This window comes from Mycobacterium sp. E342 (assembly GCF_001667665.1).
Taxonomy (GTDB): domain Bacteria; phylum Actinomycetota; class Actinomycetes; order Mycobacteriales; family Mycobacteriaceae; genus Mycobacterium.
Genome location: NZ_LZJM01000250.1, coordinates 1 through 14,156, shown reverse-complemented (window position 1 = coordinate 14,156; position 14,156 = coordinate 1). Strand labels below are relative to the sequence as shown.

The window sequence follows — 14,156 nt, the reverse complement described above, 5'->3', positions numbered from 1 at the left end:
CAGCGGCGGTGACGTCGGCCGAAATCGCAGGCCGGACCCGCCCCTTGACAACATACAACCATTTGGTTGTATGTTGGAGCAGTGACCGTAGCGCAAGAGGACCGGGTGGACGCCCTGTTCCACGCGCTGGCCGACCGAACCCGGCGCGACATCATGCGCCGGACGCTGGCCGGGGAACACTCGGTGTCCGCACTGGCACTGAAATACGACATGAGTTTTGCGGCGGTGCAGAAGCACGTCGCCGTGCTCGAGAAGGCCGGCCTGATAACCAAACGGCGCAGCGGTCGCGAGCAGTTGGCCAGGGGGGACGTGACGGCCGTGCGGTCGGTCGCTTCCCTGCTGACCGAGCTGGAACTGCTCTGGCGCGGTCACATCGCGCGCGTCGACGAACTCATCGCATCGGACTCGACCGATTCCACCAACCCGACCAGGGAGGACTGACCATGCCCGTCACCGACGTCCAGCACGATCTGGAGAACCTCACGCTGACCATCACCGCGGACTTCGCCGCGCCGGTGCAGCGGATCTGGCAGGTCTACGCCGACCCGCGTCAGCTGGAGAAGGTGTGGGGACCGCCGTCGCACCCGGCGACCGTCGTCGATCACAGCCTCACGCCCGGAAGCCGCACGACCTACTTCATGACCGGCCCGGACGGCGAGAAGTACGCCGGCTACTGGGAGATTACGGCCGTCGACGAACCGACGAGCTTCTCGTTCCTCGACGGCTTCGCCGACCCGGACTTCAATCCCAACCCCGACCTGCCGGTCTCGGTGAACGTGTACACCTTCGCCGAGCACGGCGGCGGTACTCGGGCGACCTATGTGAGCACCTACGAGTCCGCCGAGGCGCTTCAGCAGGTGCTGGACATGGGCGTGGTCGAGGGCGCCTCGTCGGCGATCAACCAGATCGACCACCTGCTGGCTTCCTGAAAGCGCGGCGGGTCAGTCCCGCGCCGAAAGCATCGCGCGCGCCCGTTCGGTGTCCTTGCCCATCGCGTCGATGAGGTCCTTCACCGAATCGAACTTGGTTTGCCCGCGGATGCGGCCGACGAAGTCCAGCGCCACGTACTGGCCGTAGAGGTCGGCGGTGGTGTCCAGGACGAAGGCCTCGACGGTGCGGGTGCGTCCGGAGAACGTGGGGTTGGTGCCGACGGACACCGCGGCCTGGTAGCGCTCGCCCGGGACGACGCTGCCGGTCACCGGTCCGTGCCCGAGCAGGGTGAACCACGCGGCATAGATGCCGTCGGCCGGAATCGCCGAATACATCGGGGGCGCCACGTTGGCGGTCGGGAATCCCAGCTCCATGCCGCGCCCCTCGCCCCGGACGACCACGCCCTCGACGCGGTGCGGACGGCCCAGCGCCTCCATGGCCGTCACCACGTCGCCGGCGTCCACGCAGGACCGGATGTAGGTCGAAGAAAACGTCACCGTCTCGTTGCTGTGGTGCTCGGACAGCAGCGACATGGACTCGACGGCGAACCCGAAGCGCTCCCCGGCGCGCCGCAGGGTCTCGACGTTGCCGGCCGCCTTCTTGCCGAAGGTGAAGTTCTCCCCCACCACCACCTCCACCACGTGCAGGTGTTCCACCAGCAGCTCGTGGACGTAGCGCTCCGGGGTCAGCTTCATGAAGTCGCTGGTGAACGGCATCACCAGGAAGACGTCGATGCCCATCTCCTCGACCAGCTCCGCGCGCCGCGTCAGCGTCGTCAGCTGCGCCGGATGGCTGCCCGGGTAGACCACCTCCATCGGGTGCGGGTCGAAGGTCATCAGCACGGTCGGCACGTTGCGCTCGCGCCCGGCCTTGACCGCATGAGCGATCAGTTCGGCATGGCCCCGGTGCACGCCATCGAACACGCCGATGGTGAGCACGCATCTGCCCCAGTCCGTGGGGATCTCGTCTTGGCCGCGCCACCGCTGCACGAGGGCAAGCCTACGGCCACCCAACGTCTGCCGGGAGATCCGCCACCGCGAGGGTGTCGAGGAGCACACGATCAGGCCTGGGTTGCCTAAACTTTGTCGTTGTGAGGGGTCGTTGTGAGGGATCGTTGTGAGGGCTGACGAAGAGCGTGGCGGTATCACCGCGGTCGGCCAGGATTACCTCAAAGTGATCTGGAACGCGCAGGAGTGGTCCCCCAAGGACGCACCGCAAAAGGTCAGCACCAAGATGCTGGCCGAGAAGATCGGGGTGTCGGCCAGTACGGCCTCGGAGTCCATCCGCAAGCTCGCCGAGCAGGGCCTGGTCGACCACGAGAAATACGGGGCGGTGACCCTGACCGAGGCGGGCCGGCGGGCGGCGCTGGCGATGGTGCGCCGGCACCGGCTGCTGGAGACCTTCCTGGTGAACGAGCTCGGCTACGGCTGGGACGAGGTGCACGACGAGGCCGAGGTGCTCGAACACGCGGTGTCGGATCGGCTGGTCGCCCGCATCGACGCAAAACTGGGGTTCCCGCAGCGCGACCCGCACGGGGACCCGATCCCGGCCTCCGACGGCCAGGTGCCCACGCCGCCGGCCCGGCAGCTGTGGGCGTGCGGCGACGGGGACACCGGAACCGTGGCCCGCATCTCCGACGCCGACCCGGAGATGCTGCGCTATTTCGCCGACGTCGGCATCAACCTCGACTCGCGGCTGCGGGTCCTGACCCGTCGGGAATTCGCCGGCATGATCTCGGTGGCGATCGAATCCGGCGACGGAGTGGAGACGACGGTCGACCTGGGCAGCCCGGCAGCCCGGGCGATCTGGGTTGTGGGCTAACCCAAGCTCGCTCGGGCTAGCGCTCGGCGCGCTGGTAGGCGGTGACGACGGCCGCGCCACCCAGCCCGATGTTGTGTTGCAGTGCGGCGCTGACGTTGTCGACCTGCCGCTTGTCGGCGGTGCCCCGCAGCTGCCACGTCAGCTCGGCGCACTGCGCCAGGCCCGTCGCGCCCAGCGGGTGGCCCTTGGAGATCAGGCCGCCCGACGGGTTGACCACCCAGCGCCCGCCGTAGGTGGTGTCGCCGTTGTCGATCAGCTTGGGCGCCTCGCCCGGGGCGCACAGGCCCAGCGCCTCGTACAGCAGCAGCTCGTTGGCCGAGAAGCAGTCGTGCAGCTCGATCACCTGGAAGTCTTCGGGCCCCAACCCGGACTGCTGGTAAACCTGTTGCGCGGCCTGGACATTCATGTCGTAGCCGATCAGGTTCTTGGCGCTTCCGTCGAAGGTGGACTCGAAGTCGGTGGTCATGGCCTGACCGACGATCTCCACGGCCTGGCCGGCCAACCCGTGGCTGTCGACGAAGCTCTCCGAGGCCAGGATCGCCGCGCCGGAACCGTCGGACGTGGGCGAGCACTGCAGCTTGGTCAGGGGATCGGAGATCATCCGTGCGGCCAGGATGTCCTCGAGCGTGTAGGACTCCTGGAACTGCGCGAACGGGTTGTTGACGGAGTGCTTGTGATTCTTGTAGCCGATCTTGGCGAAATGCTCTGCGGTGCTGCCGTATTGGCGCATGTGCTCGCGACCGGCGGCGCCGAACATCCAGGGTGCGACCGGCATCGCGAACTCGTCGATCGCGGCCATCGCCTTGACGTGCTTGCCCATCGGCGATTCGCGGTCCTGCGCACCGCCGCCCAGCGAACCGGGTTGCATCTTCTCGAAGCCGAGCGCGATGGCGCAGTCGACGATCCCGCCGCGGATGGCCTGGGCCGCCAGGAACAGCGCGGTCGAGCCAGTCGAGCAGTTGTTGTTGACGTTGACGATCGGAATGCCGGTCATGCCCAGCTCGTAGAGCGCCCGCTGCCCGGACGTCGAGTCGCCGGCGACGTAGCCGACGTAGCCCTGCTGCACCTCGCGGTAGTCGATGCCGGCGTCGGCCAGCGCGTTGGTTCCGGACTCGCGCGCCATGTCGGGGTAGTCCCAGCCCTCTCGGCGGCCCGGCTTCTCGAATTTCGTCATGCCGACGCCGACGACGTAAACCTTGTTGGACATCGTTGTCCCCTTCCGAACAGTAGGCCGGCTAGATATCCGCCTGGATGTCTCAGTGTGCAACGTAGCCCAACCAACCGTTCGGCCGGGGCCGCTACAGCGTCGCCGGGCGGATCACGACCACCGACTTGGTGCGCGCGCCCTCGTCGCGCAGCAGCGCGATGACCCGCCCGTCGGCATCGCAGGCGGCATAGACACCCTGCATGCCGGCCGGGGCAAGCGGCCGGCCATTGGCGGTCGCGTCCGCCTCCTCTGCGGTCAGGTCGCGGCGCGGAAAATTCAGCAGGCACGCCTCGTCCAGCGTCAGCGACAGGGCGGGCCGCTCGGCCAGGTCGTCGAGCGAGCGGGCCTGCTCCAGCGTGAAGCGACCGACGCGGGTGCGCCGCAGCGCCGTCAGGTGCCCGCCCACCCCCAGCGCGGCCCCGACGTCGCGGGCCAGCGCGCGAACGTAGGTCCCCGACGAGCAGTCCACCTCCACGTCCACGTCGACGAACTCACCGGCGGGCCGGACGTCGAGCACCTCGAACCGATCGATGCGCACCGGCCGGGCCGCGAGCTCGACGGTCTGACCCTCACGCACCAGCCGGTAGGCGCGGCGGCCCTCCACCTTGATGGCGCTTACCGACGACGGCACCTGCTCGATGTCGCCGCGCAGGCCCGCAACCGCGGCGTCGATCGCCTCCCGCGTCAGGTGCGCGGCCGAAACGCTGTGCAGCACTTCGCCTTCGGCGTCCTCGGTGGACGTCGTCTGGCCGAGCCGGACGGTGGCGGCGTAGGACTTGGATGCCGCCGTCAGCAGGCCGAGGATCTTGGTGGCGCGGTCGATGCCGATCACCAGCACGCCGGTGGCCATCGGGTCCAGAGTTCCGGCGTGTCCCACCCTGCGGGTGGAGAAGATGCGCCGGCAACGCCCGACCACGTCGTGGCTGGTCATCCCGGCCGGCTTGTCGACGACGACGATCCCCGGGCCGCAGCGGGAGCTCCCCCTGGTGGAGGTCATAGCACGATGGCGGTCAGCACCAGCCCCCGCTCCACCGACCACCGGCCCCGCAGCGCGGTCAGGGGCGGGCCGTCGAGCGCCTGCCCGTCGATCAGGATCTTGGATACGAAGACCCCGGTGGTGCCCCCGTCGGGCGGGTCGAGGTCGAGCACGATGTGGGCGTCCTCGAAACCCAGCCAGCGCTTGGTCAACGGGAACCACGCCTTGTACGTTGCTTCCTTGGCGCAGAACAGGATTCGATCCCAGTGCAGACCCTCGGGCAGCGTGGCCATCTCGTGCCGCTCCTCGGGCAGGCTGATCGCGTTCAGCACGCCGTCCGGCAACACGTCATGGGGTTCGGCGTCGATGCCCACCGAGCGCACCGCTTCCGCGCGCCCCACGACCGCCCCGCGATAGCCCGTGCAATGGGTGAGACTGCCCACCACGCCGTCGGGCCAGCACGGTTCGCCCTTGTCGCCCTTGAGGATCGGCACCGGCGGTAGGCCGAGCTCGCCCAGCGCGACCCGCGCGCAGTGCCGGACGGTGACGAACTCGTTGCGGCGCTTGGCCACCGACCTCGCGATCAGCGGCTCCTCTTCGGGCAGCGGCGCGAGGCCGGGCGGATCGGTGTACACCTCCGCGTAGGCCAGGCCGTCCGACGCCGGCAGCACCGAGGAGACCAGCATGTCCTCGGTCATCGTGATTGCCGCTGCCGCAACCGTTCCCGGAACTGCGCGGCCTGCTGCCGCATCTCGGGAGTGATCTCGAAGTGACCGCCGAAGTCGTTGAGGTAACCGGGCGCGTACTCCGGATCCGGCAGCACCTGGCGCAGCCAGTGGTGCGGCTTGCGACGCCGCCACTCTCGCGGGTAACCCACCGACACCTCCTCGAAGCGCACGTCGTCGTACCAGGTGGTGCGCGGAATGTGCAGGTGACCGTAGACCGAGCAGACGGCGTTGTAGCGGGTGTGCCAGTCGGCGGTCTTGGTGGTTCCACACCACAGCGCGAACTCCGGGTAGAACAGCGCGTCGCAGGGGTCACGGACCAGGGGGAAATGGTTCACCAGGACGGTCGGTGTCATCCAGTCGAGTTTCTCGAGACGGGCCCGGGTGGTGGCCAGTCGCTGCCGGCACCAGGCCTCCCGGGTGGGATAGGGCTCCGGCGACAGCAGGAATTCGTCGGTGGCGACCACGTTGCGCTCCCGCGCGATGGTCAGGCCCTCTGCTTTGCTGGCCGCGCCCTCGGGCAAGAAGCTGTAGTCGTACAGCAGGAACATCGGCACGATGGTCGCCGGTCCCCCGCGCTCGGTCCACACCGGAAAGGGATGCTCGGGCGTAACGATCCCCATCTCGTCGCACATGTTGACCAGGTAGTCGTAGCGGGCCTTGCCGAAGATCTGCACCGGATCGCGCGTCGTGGTCCACAACTCGTGGTTACCCGGGACCCAGATCACCTTGGCGAAGCGCCGGCGCAGCAGGTCAAGCGCCCAACGGATCTCGTCGGTGCGTTCGGCGACATCGCCGGCCACGATCAGCCAGTCGTCCGGCGACGACGGGTGCAGCGATTCGGTGACCGGCTTGTTGCCGAGGTGGCCGGTGTGCAGATCGGAGACGGCCCACAGCGTCGGTTGCCCGCCGTTCGTCGATTGGTTGCCCGCGTTTTGACCAGCCACGATTAACCAGACTAATGACCCGTGGCCGCGGGCCGGGCCGGACCGGCCCTTGCCCGACGGCATTAGAACGTGTTCTTGTTTGTCTGTGGCCGTGGCGGCGCGACTTGTACACTCCCGGGCAAGGGCCGCCGGGCCGTCAGGGGGTGTCGTGTTCGCCAAGGTGCGTCTGATCGGCGCGGTCGGTGCCCTCGTCGTCGCGGCCGTCGCCGGCTCGATGGGGTGGCAGGGTGCCGCGCCGGGGCCGGCGGGGGGCGGGCGCGTGGAGCTGCGCTCGACCGCGGCGCCGATGGAAACCACCATGAAGAGCCCTATCGTGGCGACCACCGACCCGCGGCCGTTCGATGCGTGCGAGGACATCCCGTTCGACGCGCTGCAGCGGCTCGGGTTGGCCTTCACCCCGCCCGAGCACGAAGACGGCCTGCGCTGCCACTTCGACGCGGGCAACTACCAGCTCGCCGTCGAGCCCATCATCTGGCGCACCTACGAGGAGACGCTGCCGCCCGACGCCGTGGAGACCACCATCGCGGGCCACCGCGCCGCGCAGTATTGGGTGCTCAAGCCGACGTATCACAACAGCTACTGGTATTACTCCTGCATGGTCGTGTTCAAGACCAGCTACGGGGTGCTGCAGCAGGCGCTCTACTACTCGACGGTCTACTCCAATCCCGAGGTCGACTGCATGTCCACCGACCTGCAGCGCGCCAACGACCTGGCGCCGTACTACAAGTTCTGAAGGCGGGCCCGGGCCTTAACCTGGCACCGTGAGTATCACCTCGACGCGAGCCGCCCAGCCCACCCTGCACACCGTGCGACACCTCGGCGCCAAGGCGGCCGGTCGGCTGCTGCGCCTGCCGCCGGCGACCGCCGATTACACCGTGCGGCGAGTCCGGGTGCCCATGCGCGACGGGGTCGACCTGGTGGCCGATCACTACGCGCCGAACACCTCGCCGGCCGCGGGCACCCTGCTGGTCCGGGGGCCGTACGGGCGCGCGTTTCCGTTCTCCCTGCTGTTCGGCGCGCTGTACGCGGCGCGGGGCTACCACGTCGTGCTGCAGAGCGTCCGTGGCACCTTCGGCTCGGGCGGGGATTTCGAGCCGATGGCCAACGAGGTCGCCGACGGCGCCGACACAGTGGCCTGGCTGCGCGAGCAGCCCTGGTTCACCGGCCGGTTCGCCACCATCGGAATGTCGTACCTCGGGTTCACCCAGTGGGCGCTGCTGCAGGATCCGCCCCCGGAGCTGGCCGCTGCGGTCATCACCGTCGGGCCGCACGATTTCAACGCGTCCGTGTGGGGCACCGGCTCGTTCGCCGTCAACGACTTTCTCGGGTGGAGCGACATGGTCGCCCATCAGGAGGACCCGGTGCGCGCCCGGTCGGCGCTGCGCCAGCTGCAGAACCGGAACAGGGTGACGCGGGCGGCGCTCGGGCTGCCGGTAGGTGACACGGCCCGGGCACTGCTCGGCGCCGGCGCGCCGTGGTTCGAGTCGTGGGTTGAGCACACCGACCCGAGCGACCCGTTCTGGGATGCGCTGCGCTGCGGCGACGCGCTGGACCGCGTCGACGTGCCCGTCCTGCTGATCGGCGGTTGGCAGGACATCTTCGTCAGGCAGACGTTGCAGCAGTACGCGCATCTGAGGGCCCGGGGCGTCGACGTCGCGCTCACCATGGGCCCGTGGACGCACACCCAGATACTCACGACGGGGCTGAGCACCTGCCTGCGGGAGTCGCTGGATTGGCTGGACGCCCACCTAGGTGGCGCCCCCGGCCCGCACCGGCCCAGCCGGGTCCGCGCCTACGTCACGGGGCAGGGCTGGCGCAACGCGGCCGACTGGCCGCCGGCCACCACCGAGCGCGCGCTCTATCTGCGGCCCGGCGGACACCTGGGTGAGACCGCGCCGACGGACCTGACGCGGTTGGCGCCGGCGACCTTCCGCTACGACCCGGCCGACCCGACGCCCACCACCGGCGGCCCCCTGCTGTCGCCGAACGGCGGCTACCGCGACGACAGCCGGCTCGCGGCGCGCGACGACGTGCTGGCCTTCACCAGCCTGACCCTCACCCAGGACCTGTGCATCTACGGCAGCCCGGTCGTCGAGCTGGCGCACGGCGCGGACACCCCGCATGTCGACCTGTTCGTGCGGGTGAGCGAGGTCGACGCCAGGGGCCGGTCGACCAACGTCAGCGACGGCTACCGGCGGCTGGACGCCGCGGCCAAGAACTCGAGGAAGACGGTCCGCGTCGAGCTCGACGGCATCGCCCACCGCTTCCGCGCCGGCTCACGCATCCGCGTGGTGATCGCCGGCAGCTGGTTTCCGCGCTACGCCCGCAACCTGGGCACCGATGAGCCGATCCTGACGGGCCGGCAGTCCAGGCCGGCCACCCACACGGTGCGGTACGGACGCTCCCGGTTGCTGCTGCCCGTCGGACCGCTGGACCTGTCAGCCAACGGCGCGGCGGACGCGCTCGGCGACGTCGGCTAGCGCGGCTTCGTCCAGGACCGGCGGCGTCACCGGCGCGCGCACCGGCAACTCCACCCAGCTCTTGCAGCCGCCGTGCTCGGGTGTCCGGGTGATCTCCACCGGCTCGGTCAGCGGGTGCACCGACACCACCAGCACGGCCAGCTTGCGCTTGGGCCGGAAGTCGAGCCGGTCGGCCCGCACCGACTCGGCGGTCCAGATGTGCAGGTCCTCGATCGCCGTCAGGCCCTCCGGCCGGTTGACCTCCACGGCCGCAACGACTTTCGCGGCCGCCCGGATCACCAGACGATCCTCGGTGCTGTCGGCGGCCGCGCCGTCGAGCAGGTCGCGGTGTTCGGGCCGGACGCGCTCGCGGTGGCTGTGCGCGACCGTCGGGAACAGCAGGAACTCGCGGGCGGCCAGGTCGAACCGTTTCTCCCCGATGCCGCCCTTGCGCAGCAGCACCCGCTGGCGGCCGTCGAGCAGGGCGTGCACGGCGGCACTCCATTCCTTGAGCGCGGGCATGGTCGCGACGAGGGTCATGTCGCGGTGGCCGTCATCGCGCCCCCGGCCAGCCGGGCGATCACGCCCCCGCGAGCGGGTGGTACCCCCACGGGCCGGCGCAGCGGCGGGACGGTCTTGGGCGGCTGCCGGCGCGCGGGCAGCGCCGCGAGCAACCGCGTCGTCGTCTCGGTGACCTCGGCGACGGCGGCCTCGAACGCCTCGGCGTTGGCCGCCGAGGGGTGGGTGATGCCGCTGACCTTGCGCACGTACTGGCGCGCAGCCGCCGCGATCTCCTCGGGCGTGGCCGCCGGTTGAAGCCCGCGCAGCTCGGTGATGTTCCGACACATGCCTCAACGATAGGCGCGGCCGGCGACCCCTTACGGTGATCTCATGACCGACGACATCCTGCTGATCGACACCGACGAGCGGGTGCGCACCCTGACCCTCAATCGGCCGCAATCCCGCAACGCGCTGTCCTCGGCGCTGCGGGACCGGTTCTTCGGGGCCCTGGCCGACGCGGAAACCGACGACGCCGTCGACGTCGTCATCGTCACCGGCACCGACCCGGTGTTCTGTGCGGGACTGGATCTCAAAGAGTTGGGCGGTTCCTCGGCGCTTCCGGATATCTCCCCGCGCTGGCCACCGCTGAGCAAGCCGGTCATCGGCGCGATCAACGGCGCCGCCGTCACGGGCGGGCTGGAGGTGGCCCTGTACTGCGACATCCTGATCGCCTCGGAGAACGCCCGGTTCGCCGACACCCATGCCCGGGTGGGCCTGCTGCCCACCTGGGGGCTGAGCGTGCGGCTGCCGCAGAAGGTGGGCGTCGGCCTGGCCCGGCGGATGAGCATGACCGGGGACTACCTGTCGGCCACGGACGCGCTGCGCGCCGGGCTGGTGACCGAGGTGGTGCCGCACGACCAGCTGTTGGCCACCGCCCGCGGGGTGGCGGCGTCGATCGTCGGCAACAACCAGGACGCGGTGCGCGCGCTGCTGGCGTCCTATCACCGGATCGACGATGCGCAGACGAGCGCGGGGCTGTGGCTCGAAGCGATGGCGGCCCGCCAGTTCCGGACCAGCGGCGACGACATCGCCGCCAACCGCGAGGCGGTACTGCAGCGGGGGCGGGCCCAGGTCCGGTAGGCGCGGCGGTCTGGCCCCGCCGGTCGCAGGCAACCAATACGATCAGCTGATGCGTGCTGTCGTCGATGCCATCGTGAGGGTGTTCGCGGGCGCCGTGATGCTCGCGGTGGCCGCCATTGCGGGACTCGCACCGCGTGCGGCCGCCCTGCCGCCGCCGGGGTTTCCCAACCTGGACGGCTTCGCGCCCGTCCCGGCGGACGGCTTTGTGACCAGCACCGGTCCGGGCACCGCGCCGCGGATCAGCTTCTCCACCCCCTACACCCTGGTGTGCGACTTCTACGGCGGCCCGCCGCCGGCGCCGCAGCCGTCACAGGACATCAAATGCAAGGGCGACATGCCCGGCATCGACGACGTTCCCGTGCTGGGCGGGCGCCCGCATCCGGGCGATTGCCTGGTGGGCTCGGCCGAGTTCAAGGGGCCCGGCTACCAATTGAGCCGCATGTCCTATGGCGGCTGCGACGGCAGCCCGGCCGTCCTGCCGCCGGCCGGCAAGCTGTTGAGCGCGGGCCAGAAGTTGACCTACCTGAACGTCACGTGCGCAGTCGGCGCCGACAACCTGGTCGCCTGCCTGGACACCACCAGCGGGGACCACGGGTTCGTGCTGCAACGTTCCGGCAGCTGGGCGTTCTAGCCCGTTTTACCCAGCCCCGTTTTAACCCAGCGCCGTGCGCAGCGCCGCCACGACGTCGTCGATCGGGCCGCTCGCCGAATAGCCGGCCGCCAGCCGGTGGCCGCCCCCGCCGAACGCGGACGCGACGGCCGCCAGATCCACGTCGGCCTTGGCGCGCATCGACACCGACCACCGCTGCGGGTCGACTTCCTTGAACACCGCGGCCACCTCGGCCTGCTGCGTGGTGCGAACGATGTCGACGATGCTTTCGACTTCCTCGGCCCGCGAGCTGACCCAATCCTGGTGCCCGACAACGGCATACACCAGCCCACGGCCACCCACCGCGTCCGGCAGCAACTGCGCCGAGCCCAGCACCCGGGACAGCAGCGGCAGCCAGGTGAAGGGGTGGCTGTCCATCAGCGTGCGGCTGATGGCGGCGTTGTCGACGCCCGTCTCGACCAGCCGGGCCGCCAGCCGGAGCGCGCGGGGGGTGGCCCAGCGGAACGACCCGGTGTCGGTCGTCAGCCCGGCGTAGATGCAGTGCGCGACGTCGGGGTCGATCGGCTTGTCCCACGCGTCGAGGATGTCGGCGATCATCATGGTGGTCGAATCCGCAGACACGTCAACGAAGTTGGCGGTCCCGAACATCTCGTTGGAGGCGTGGTGGTCGATCACCAGCAGCTCCCGGCCGGGGCCGGCCAAATCACTCAACGCGCCCAGCCGCTTGACGCTCGGAACATCAACGGTGACAACCAGATCGACGTCGCGCCGCATCGCGTCGGCACCGACCAGCAGCCGACAACCGGGGAGCGACGACAGCGACTCCGGCAGCGTCGCCGGCTCGGCGAAGCCCACCTCGACGCTCTTGCCGCACCTGTCCAACACCAGAGCCAGCGCCAGGCCCGCGCCGATGGTGTCGGCATCGGGGTGGACGTGGGCGACCACCGCGATAGTCGCGGCGCCGGAGAGCAATTCGACCGCCCCGTGGACGTCGACGCGTGCCCCGGTTCCCGCGGCGCGGGTCAGCTCAGTCTTCGCGTCGGTCGTCGTCACCGGTGTCCTCGTCGCTTGACCCCCGGTAGGGATCGGCCTCCCCGGCCGGCTTGGCCCCCGAGCGAACCCGCGCCAGGTCGGCGTCCGCCGCCCGGGCGCGGGCCAGCAACTCGTCCATCCGCTGCACGGTGTCCAGCGTGGTGTCGCGGGTGAAGGTCAGCGTGGGCGTGAAGCGCACGCCAGTGCCCGCCCCCACCATCGTGCGCAGCGCGCCCTTGGCCCGTTCCAGCGCGGCCGCCGCGGCGGCGTAGTCCGGCTCGTCGTCCAGGGTGCGGCCCATCACGGTGTAGAACACCGTCGCATCGTGCAGGTCGGCGGTGACCTTGGTGTCGACGATGGTCACCCCGTCCAGGCCGGGATCCTTGATCTCGAACTCGATCGCCGAGGCGACGATCGTGTTGATGCGTTTGGCCAATCGGCGCGCCCGAGCCGGGTCAGGCATTTTGATTCACCGCCTCTCCCCCGCAAGCGGGAGGTACCCCCACCTCATCACACATTTCCCTTTCTGCATCGTCGGCAGTGGTCAGGCGCGCTCCTTCTCGACGAGCTCGTAGGACTCGATGATGTCGCCTTCCTTGATGTCGGCGTAGCCCAGCGTCATACCGCACTCGAAGCCCTCGCGGACCTCGGTCACGTCGTCCTTCTCCCGTCGCAGCGAGTTGATCGTCAGGTTCTCGGTGACCACGACGTTGTCCCGCAGCAGGCGCGCCTTCGCGTTGCGCCGCACCACCCCGGAGCTGATCATGCAGCCGGCGATGATGCCCACCTTCGAGGACCGGAAGATCGCGCGGATCTCGGCGCGACCCAGCTCCTTCTCCTCGTAGATCGGCTTGAGCATGCCGCGCAGGGCCTTCTCGATGTCGTCGATCGCCTGGTAGATGACCGAGTAGTACCGGATCTCGACGCCCTCGCGGTTGGCCAGCTCCGTCGCCTTCCCTTCGGCGCGCACGTTGAAGCCGATGATCACCGCGTCCGACGCCGACGCCAGGTTGACGTTGGTCTCGGTGATGCCACCGACGCCGCGGTCGATCACGCGCAGCATCACCTCGTCGTCGACCTGGATGCCCATCAGGGCCTCCTCGAGTGCCTCGACGGTACCGGCGTTGTCGCCCTTGAGGATCAGGTTCAGCTGGCTGGTTTCCTTCAGCGCCGAGTCCAGGTCTTCCAGGCTGATCCGCTTGCGCGACCGCGCCGCCAGCGCGTTGCGCTTGCGCGCGCTGCGTCGGTCGGCGATCTGGCGGGCGATGCGGTCCTCGTCGACGACCAGGAAGTTGTCACCGGCGCCGGGCACCGACGTGAAGCCGATGACCTGCACCGGCCGCGACGGCAGCGCCTCCTCGACGTCGTCGCCGTGCTCGTCGACCATGCGGCGGACGCGACCGTAGGCGTCGCCGGCCACCACCGAGTCGCCGACCCGCAGCGTCCCGCGCTGCACCAGCACCGTGGCGACCGGGCCGCGACCGCGGTCCAGGTGCGCCTCGATCGCCACACCCTGGGCCTCCATGTCCGGGTTGGCCCGCAGGTCCAGGGCGGCGTCGGCGGTCAGCAGCACCGCCTCTTCGAGCGCCTTGATGTTGGTGCCTTCCTTGGCGGAGATGTCGACGAACATCGTGTCGCCACCGAAATCCTCTGCCACCAAGCCGTATTCGGTGAGCTGGCCGCGGATCTTGGCCGGGTCGGCGCCCTCCTTGTCGATCTTGTTGACCGCCACCACGATCGGCACGTCGGCCGCCTGCGCGTGGTTGATGGCCTCCACCGTCTGCGGCATCACGCCGTCGTCGGCGGCG

General features: G+C 69.8%; 17 protein-coding genes. 7 read left to right on the top strand and 10 right to left on the bottom strand.

Annotation, left to right across the window (positions count from 1 at the left end; all coding sequences use genetic code 11):
- Positions 1–81: 81 nt before the first annotated feature.
- Together A5692_RS19545 and A5692_RS19540 are read left to right on the top strand one after the other, a co-directional pair.
- Positions 82–441, top strand: coding sequence for a helix-turn-helix transcriptional regulator (locus tag A5692_RS19545; RefSeq protein WP_068058804.1), 360 nt, complete (start codon positions 82–84; stop codon positions 439–441).
- A gap of 2 nt (positions 442–443) precedes the next feature.
- Entirely contained in the window at positions 444–929 is a 486-nt protein-coding gene (locus tag A5692_RS19540) for an SRPBCC domain-containing protein (protein WP_068058802.1), read from the top strand.
- Between the two features lie 12 nt (positions 930–941).
- Here the strand turns inward: A5692_RS19540 and A5692_RS19535 are convergent, their stop codons facing one another.
- Positions 942–1,919: a bifunctional riboflavin kinase/FAD synthetase gene (locus A5692_RS19535; protein WP_068058800.1), complete on the bottom strand. Its 978-nt coding sequence runs from the start codon at positions 1,917–1,919 to the stop codon at positions 942–944.
- Positions 1,920–2,046: 127 nt separating this feature from the next.
- On the opposite strand from A5692_RS19535, the gene mntR reads away from it, so the two are divergent.
- Positions 2,047–2,751 (top strand): manganese-binding transcriptional regulator MntR, encoded by a 705-nt coding sequence (gene mntR / locus A5692_RS19530; RefSeq protein ID WP_068058798.1) that lies wholly within the window; start codon positions 2,047–2,049, stop codon positions 2,749–2,751.
- A 16-nt stretch (positions 2,752–2,767) separates the two neighbouring features.
- On the opposite strand, the gene A5692_RS19525 is transcribed toward mntR, so the two are convergent.
- The 4 genes from A5692_RS19525 to A5692_RS19510 form a co-directional block, all read right to left on the bottom strand.
- Positions 2,768–3,958, bottom strand: a complete 1,191-nt coding sequence (locus A5692_RS19525) for a lipid-transfer protein (RefSeq protein ID WP_068058796.1) — start codon at positions 3,956–3,958, stop codon at positions 2,768–2,770.
- A 91-nt stretch (positions 3,959–4,049) separates the two neighbouring features.
- Positions 4,050–4,955, bottom strand: coding sequence for a tRNA pseudouridine(55) synthase TruB (gene truB / locus A5692_RS19520; RefSeq protein WP_068058793.1), 906 nt, complete (start codon positions 4,953–4,955; stop codon positions 4,050–4,052).
- The gene (locus A5692_RS19515; RefSeq protein ID WP_068058791.1) at positions 4,952–5,632 is read right to left on the bottom strand and encodes a 4'-phosphopantetheinyl transferase; all 681 of its coding nucleotides are present in this window, start codon (positions 5,630–5,632) and stop codon (positions 4,952–4,954) included. The genes truB and A5692_RS19515 overlap by 4 nt, the downstream gene beginning before the upstream one ends.
- Positions 5,629–6,555, bottom strand: a complete 927-nt coding sequence (locus tag A5692_RS19510; protein WP_369830311.1) for a metallophosphoesterase — start codon at positions 6,553–6,555, stop codon at positions 5,629–5,631. The genes A5692_RS19515 and A5692_RS19510 overlap by 4 nt, the downstream gene beginning before the upstream one ends.
- Before the next feature lie 199 nt (positions 6,556–6,754).
- On the opposite strand from A5692_RS19510, the gene A5692_RS19505 reads away from it, so the two are divergent.
- Entirely contained in the window at positions 6,755–7,339 is a 585-nt protein-coding gene (locus tag A5692_RS19505) for a DUF3558 domain-containing protein (protein ID WP_068058787.1), read from the top strand.
- A 28-nt stretch (positions 7,340–7,367) separates the two neighbouring features.
- Positions 7,368–9,086: a CocE/NonD family hydrolase gene (locus A5692_RS19500; RefSeq protein ID WP_068058786.1), complete on the top strand. Its 1,719-nt coding sequence runs from the start codon at positions 7,368–7,370 to the stop codon at positions 9,084–9,086.
- Here the strand turns inward: A5692_RS19500 and A5692_RS19495 are convergent.
- A complete protein-coding gene (locus tag A5692_RS19495) occupies positions 9,045–9,605 on the bottom strand; it encodes a DUF1802 family protein (protein WP_068058784.1) in 561 nt (186 codons plus the stop codon). The two genes, A5692_RS19500 and A5692_RS19495, sit on opposite strands and share 42 nt — an antisense overlap.
- Complete coding sequence (locus A5692_RS19490; RefSeq protein ID WP_068058782.1) at positions 9,602–9,913, bottom strand: DUF2277 domain-containing protein; 312 nt, start codon at positions 9,911–9,913, stop codon at positions 9,602–9,604. Before A5692_RS19490 ends, A5692_RS19495 begins: the two co-directional genes overlap by 4 nt.
- A gap of 43 nt (positions 9,914–9,956) precedes the next feature.
- On the opposite strand from A5692_RS19490, the gene A5692_RS19485 reads away from it, so the two are divergent.
- Together A5692_RS19485 and A5692_RS19480 are read left to right on the top strand one after the other, a co-directional pair.
- On the top strand, positions 9,957–10,706 hold the full coding sequence (locus A5692_RS19485; RefSeq protein WP_068058779.1) for an enoyl-CoA hydratase: 750 nt from the start codon (positions 9,957–9,959) through the stop codon (positions 10,704–10,706).
- 49 nt (positions 10,707–10,755) lie between these two features.
- On the top strand, positions 10,756–11,337 hold the full coding sequence (locus A5692_RS19480; RefSeq protein WP_068058777.1) for a hypothetical protein: 582 nt from the start codon (positions 10,756–10,758) through the stop codon (positions 11,335–11,337).
- Positions 11,338–11,358: 21 nt separating this feature from the next.
- Here A5692_RS19480 and A5692_RS19475 read toward each other — a convergent pair whose 3' ends face one another.
- The 3 genes from A5692_RS19475 to infB form a co-directional block, all read right to left on the bottom strand.
- Positions 11,359–12,369, bottom strand: coding sequence for a bifunctional oligoribonuclease/PAP phosphatase NrnA (locus A5692_RS19475; RefSeq protein ID WP_068058775.1), 1,011 nt, complete (start codon positions 12,367–12,369; stop codon positions 11,359–11,361).
- Positions 12,344–12,811, bottom strand: coding sequence for a 30S ribosome-binding factor RbfA (gene rbfA / locus A5692_RS19470; protein ID WP_068058774.1), 468 nt, complete (start codon positions 12,809–12,811; stop codon positions 12,344–12,346). Before rbfA ends, A5692_RS19475 begins: the two co-directional genes overlap by 26 nt.
- 81 nt (positions 12,812–12,892) lie before the next feature.
- The coding region (infB, locus tag A5692_RS19465; RefSeq protein ID WP_068058772.1) for a translation initiation factor IF-2 at positions 12,893–14,156 on the bottom strand (1,264 nt) is incomplete at its 5' end.

Excerpts from the sequence above, each read along its gene's own strand:
- A5692_RS19540 (WP_068058802.1), top strand. The coding sequence starts at position 444 with ATGCCCGTCACCGACGTCCAGCACGATCTGGAGAACCTCACGCTGACC.
- A5692_RS19525 (WP_068058796.1), bottom strand. The coding sequence starts at position 3,958 with ATGTCCAACAAGGTTTACGTCGTCGGCGTCGGCATGACGAAATTCGAG.
- truB (WP_068058793.1), bottom strand. The coding sequence starts at position 4,955 with ATGACCTCCACCAGGGGGAGCTCCCGCTGCGGCCCGGGGATCGTCGTC.
- A5692_RS19515 (WP_068058791.1), bottom strand. The coding sequence starts at position 5,632 with ATGACCGAGGACATGCTGGTCTCCTCGGTGCTGCCGGCGTCGGACGGC.
- A5692_RS19495 (WP_068058784.1), bottom strand. The coding sequence starts at position 9,605 with ATGACCCTCGTCGCGACCATGCCCGCGCTCAAGGAATGGAGTGCCGCC.
- A5692_RS19490 (WP_068058782.1), bottom strand. The coding sequence starts at position 9,913 with ATGTGTCGGAACATCACCGAGCTGCGCGGGCTTCAACCGGCGGCCACG.
- A5692_RS19485 (WP_068058779.1), top strand. The coding sequence starts at position 9,957 with ATGACCGACGACATCCTGCTGATCGACACCGACGAGCGGGTGCGCACC.
- A5692_RS19480 (WP_068058777.1), top strand. The coding sequence starts at position 10,756 with ATGCGTGCTGTCGTCGATGCCATCGTGAGGGTGTTCGCGGGCGCCGTG.
- rbfA (WP_068058774.1), bottom strand. The coding sequence starts at position 12,811 with ATGCCTGACCCGGCTCGGGCGCGCCGATTGGCCAAACGCATCAACACG.